A 3,908-nucleotide genomic window follows, 5' to 3' on the forward strand; every position below is an offset into this window, starting at 1 on the left:
TAAAGCTTACAAATAAGAAGAACTTAAAATACTTAGAAGAAATAAAATTGGATAATTTACTAACTCATTCAATTGGTTATGCTTATCCCTTGCTTATGACAAGGGATATAAAAGGGATGGATGAAGATGGCCTACTTAACTATGCTATAAACTATCCGATAAGCTACCATCACGCTAACAAATTTCTTTATTCAAATGTAGGATTTTATCTTTTGTCAGTTTTTATGGAAAGTATCTTAGAAACAAGTTTGTATGAATATATAGATAGAATTTTTTTTAAGGTACTCTCTATAGAAACACCTAGATGGGATTCTTATGGGTCTTATCTAGTAGGTGCAAGCAAATTATATCTAAGCTCAGTTGATATGCTTAAATTTGGGGAAATAATTCTTAATAAGGGCTTATATAAGGGTCTAAGGATACTTAATAAAGAAAGCATAGAAAAAATGCTTGAAATCTCCTATACCAATTCTAATTCTTCTAGGCTTAATTATTTATCTGAAGATTATTATTGTAGGGGAATATGGTTAAGTAAAGAAAATATTATCTTTGCTTCAGGAAGTGGTGGGCAAATCATTGCTATACTAGAAGATGAAGATATAATAATCGTAGCAAACAATGGAAATGATGAAGCCTACTCTAAGAATATAAAGTTAGATGTAGATAAGCTTATAGGAAAAATAAAGGAGGTTTAAATGGATTATCAATACCTTAATGAACTAAATGAAATTTATAATAAACATTCTAAATTAATCGAAGATTTAAAAAAAGCTCTTGATGCTTTCAATGACAATCAAGATTCTTATAGGAGACTTGTTAATTACTATTATAGTGAAGACTTCACCAAAGATATGGATGCATCAAATAGGGGAGAGATAGCCACTGATATTAATCAAGCAATACTTACTGAAGATGCAATCTATGATTTAATGGGTGATAACTACTATACTGGACTCGCCCTCCTAGAAGTAGCCAACGATCTACTTCAAGAAAAATAAAAATAAAAAGCTGTTACTAAACATATTTTTGAGACTAGTAACGGCTTTTTAATTGCTTGTATTAATAAAAAAAAAGAGCCGAAGCTCTTTAAAACTGGTGCACCATCAGAGACTCGAACTCTGGACACCCTGATTAAGAGTCAGGTGCTCTACCAACTGAGCTAATGGTGCGTGTCAACTACCCTTATATAATACCACCTATAAGAATAGTTGTCAAATATTTTTAAAAAATTTTCCATATGTGGGCTATTTGATTTTCTATCTGCTCATAATCCCATTGGCGTAAGGTATTTTTTATACTGTTAGGATCATTTATAATAAATTTTCCATCTTTGTAAGAATCTATTACAAAAATATGACCTGCTAGAGTGAAATATCCTCTATTGACAGAAACTATCAAAGGACCTTTTTTTAGAGCTTCAATTATAGCAGCTTTATTCTTATCGACATCTTGACATTTAAGTCCATATTTATTAGCTTCATGGGAGAAAAATTTCCATGAGATTCCTTCTTCAACCATAAATTCTCTAGCATCTTTACCAATTGTTTTTGGAGTTATGCTTGCATCTTTTTTTAGTCTAGATAAAACCATAGACATAGATGTAGGTCCACAACCCGCAAGTCCTATATTTGCTTCAGATAAGCTCTCATATGCCCATCTATTATCCCATTGGAGGTAGAAGGGAGTAGCTCTATTAAGTTTAAGACTTTCACCTTCTTTATAGGGAAATTTATTAATATTATGTTTCATATTGTAAATAAATTCCACTGTATCTGAGTCGTTACCAACTAGGTAGGCTTCGGTATCACTTAAATTTTTGAAATTATCCAAAATCCACTTAGCCTTTTGGTCGGTTTTTGCCGGTTCTTCTAATTTTTTAATTAAGTCATCTCGCCTATCAGACTTATACTCTGGTTTTGATTCATTAACCAGATTTATAGTTGAAACGAAATCTTTCCCCTTACTAAAAGTTTCCTTTGCTACAGAATTTATTTCTTCAATCATTTGTAAATTTTCTTTATCTAAGTAATCATTGTCTGATTTATTCTTATTAGAGCAGGAGCAAAGCACCAACAGCCCCAAAGAGAACACTATCCTATAAATCTTCATAATTTTACAGTACCTTTTATTAACTATTAATCAATTTAAAGAAGGACATAATTTTTAAAATTATCTATGAGGCTAGGGAAGTTGATTATAAAGATTTATAAGCCACAGATAATAGTTACTTGTAAAAATATATTATTAAGCTATAATTATCTAGTAATGTTTCTTGGGACCCATATAAAAAGATATATGCCAACGCTCCTATAGTACTTGATTTCAACGCTTTTGTTATTTTATTTTTTGCTTGTGTCAAAAATGCGTCAAATATTTATTATATTTTGATTTTTTATAAACTCTTTAGCTATATTATAGTTTTTCTTTATTAAGTGTATATAAGTTTTTGTTATTGTGTTTAAATCATCACCAGCTAGATATTCCACAGTTAATAAATCTAGGCAACTTATTACCAAATTAGTTATATAGGTATGTCTTAGGTCATGGAAGGTTATTCCGTCGTACTGTGTTTCTTTTAGATAGTACCTGCGTGCTTTTGATAGGGCATTACTTGGTTCGGTTTGGGGGAATATCCTTTGATCCATTCTCAAGGTTGGTCTTGATTGGATAAATTCTTTTAGTTCTTTGTAGAATTCGTCTGTTATTGGTATTTCCCTATTACTGTTTTTTGATTTTACGCTAGACAATTTCTTTGTAGTGTGGTTTAGCTGTTTATTTATTACAATATGATTTTAGTTATGTCTGGAATTTTAAGTCCGGCTACTTCTGCTAGTCTTGGTACTGCCCAGCTTTTGGCGGCTATTTTTGTTTTAAATCCTCCTTGACTTTCTGCTTGTTTCCAGCTGTTATTTACTTTTATACTTAGTATAGCCTGGTTTTTTTTGCTGTCTTTTCGTTTTCTTATTGTAAGGCTAACATCTTTCATATAAACCTCCTATTTATGGTATAATAGAAGCAGGCAGAGTGATACCGTCTGCTAAGTTTCTAAGAGATTCCAGCGTTGGGGAACGAGGGGAGTCTCTTTTTTTATCATTTTTAAATAAAATGTCAATGCTTATACAAATTCTACTTTGTCACCAACTTTGATTGGTGGAACATTTCTTATAAAGTTTAGGTTAAGCTAATTTATTTTTTTCGCCTGTAGCTTCTGATTGAGATGATTTTGCGGTTCTTGCTTGAAGTTCTAGTTCTTTTCTATAGGCTTCTACTTCCTGATCTATTTCTGCCTGAGTAGATCTACTTAGATTTTGGTCTATTGAATATTTTCCAATGTCGACCAGGTCTTGGGTGTAGGAGATGGCTTTTTCTTGGCCTTCGTTGTTTAGTTGGTTGAATAAACTTATTATTTTTTCTTGATTATTTGTTAAGCTTTGGTTTAAGTTTGAGTCTTTAGCAAACATTTTTACACGATTTACTTTTGGAACATCATAGCCCATCAAATAGGCTTGGCTTACATTTAATGCTGTTGCGATTATATCTATTTTGTCCTGTTTAGATTCATATACAAATTAGGTTTTAATCCTAAGATAGTTAGAAGAGAGGTTAGTGGATGTTGCAAATGGTGCAAGGATAAGGCGGGTGTCTATGATTATGAATCAGTAAAAGACACTGGCAATGATGTCTTTAGAAGACATAGATATTGTAGATGTACTGTAGACTATGTGCTTGACAAAAATAGAAAACAGAATGTCTGGTCAAAAGAATGGCATGATCCTAAAAAAAGTGATAAGATTGATTTGGCAAATAAAATTGTTGATAATAAATTAAGTAATATTGCTAGAGCTAAGGCCTTAGAACTCGGTTACAACCCAATACCAGATGATAAAGTAGTAAATACACTAAGAAAA

The 3,908-nt window shown here is 31.6% G+C and carries 7 protein-coding genes and 1 tRNA gene; 3 read left to right on the forward strand and 5 right to left on the reverse strand.

What is annotated here, in order from left to right:
• Positions 1-695, forward strand: a 695-nt coding sequence (locus tag HMPREF0077_RS00725; RefSeq protein ID WP_004835922.1) for a serine hydrolase, incomplete at its 5' end; no start/stop codon positions are given.
• Positions 696-998 carry a DUF4298 domain-containing protein gene (locus HMPREF0077_RS00730; RefSeq protein WP_004835923.1) on the forward strand — a complete coding sequence of 101 codons (303 nt, stop codon included), beginning with the start codon at positions 696-698 and terminating at the stop codon, positions 996-998.
• Between the two features lie 95 nt (positions 999-1,093).
• Here HMPREF0077_RS00730 and HMPREF0077_RS00735 read toward each other — a convergent pair.
• The 5 genes from HMPREF0077_RS00735 to HMPREF0077_RS10335 all read right to left on the reverse strand — a co-directional run bounded on the left by HMPREF0077_RS00735 (position 1,094) and on the right by HMPREF0077_RS10335 (position 3,497).
• Positions 1,094-1,169 (reverse strand) — tRNA-Lys (locus tag HMPREF0077_RS00735).
• Positions 1,170-1,221: 52 nt separating this feature from the next.
• Positions 1,222-2,004 carry a C39 family peptidase gene (locus HMPREF0077_RS00740; RefSeq protein WP_231723868.1) on the reverse strand — a complete coding sequence of 261 codons (783 nt, stop codon included), beginning with the start codon at positions 2,002-2,004 and terminating at the stop codon, positions 1,222-1,224.
• Between the two features lie 362 nt (positions 2,005-2,366).
• The gene (locus HMPREF0077_RS00745) at positions 2,367-2,747 is read right to left on the reverse strand and encodes a tyrosine-type recombinase/integrase (protein WP_004835925.1); all 381 of its coding nucleotides are present in this window, start codon (positions 2,745-2,747) and stop codon (positions 2,367-2,369) included.
• A 32-nt stretch (positions 2,748-2,779) separates the two neighbouring features.
• Positions 2,780-2,986: a hypothetical protein gene (locus HMPREF0077_RS00750; protein ID WP_004835926.1), complete on the reverse strand. Its 207-nt coding sequence runs from the start codon at positions 2,984-2,986 to the stop codon at positions 2,780-2,782.
• A 190-nt stretch (positions 2,987-3,176) separates the two neighbouring features.
• Entirely contained in the window at positions 3,177-3,497 is a 321-nt protein-coding gene (locus HMPREF0077_RS10335) for a hypothetical protein (protein WP_004835927.1), read from the reverse strand.
• Between the two features lie 225 nt (positions 3,498-3,722).
• Between HMPREF0077_RS10335 and HMPREF0077_RS10735 the strand changes: the two genes are divergently transcribed.
• Positions 3,723-3,908 (forward strand): hypothetical protein (locus HMPREF0077_RS10735; protein ID WP_004835928.1); only part of this gene is annotated, 186 nt, incomplete at its 3' end.

This window comes from Anaerococcus tetradius ATCC 35098 (assembly GCF_000159095.1).
In the GTDB taxonomy this organism is placed as follows: domain Bacteria; phylum Bacillota; class Clostridia; order Tissierellales; family Peptoniphilaceae; genus Anaerococcus; species Anaerococcus tetradius.

Bases quoted from the DNA above. Each gene is read 5' to 3' on its own strand.
- HMPREF0077_RS10335 (WP_004835927.1), bottom strand. From the start codon at position 3,497: ATGGGCTATGATGTTCCAAAAGTAAATCGTGTAAAAATGTTTGCTAAA.
- HMPREF0077_RS00740 (WP_231723868.1), bottom strand. From the start codon at position 2,004: ATGATTGAAGAAATAAATTCTGTAGCAAAGGAAACTTTTAGTAAGGGG.
- HMPREF0077_RS00730 (WP_004835923.1), top strand. From the start codon at position 696: ATGGATTATCAATACCTTAATGAACTAAATGAAATTTATAATAAACAT.
- HMPREF0077_RS00750 (WP_004835926.1), bottom strand. From the start codon at position 2,986: ATGAAAGATGTTAGCCTTACAATAAGAAAACGAAAAGACAGCAAAAAA.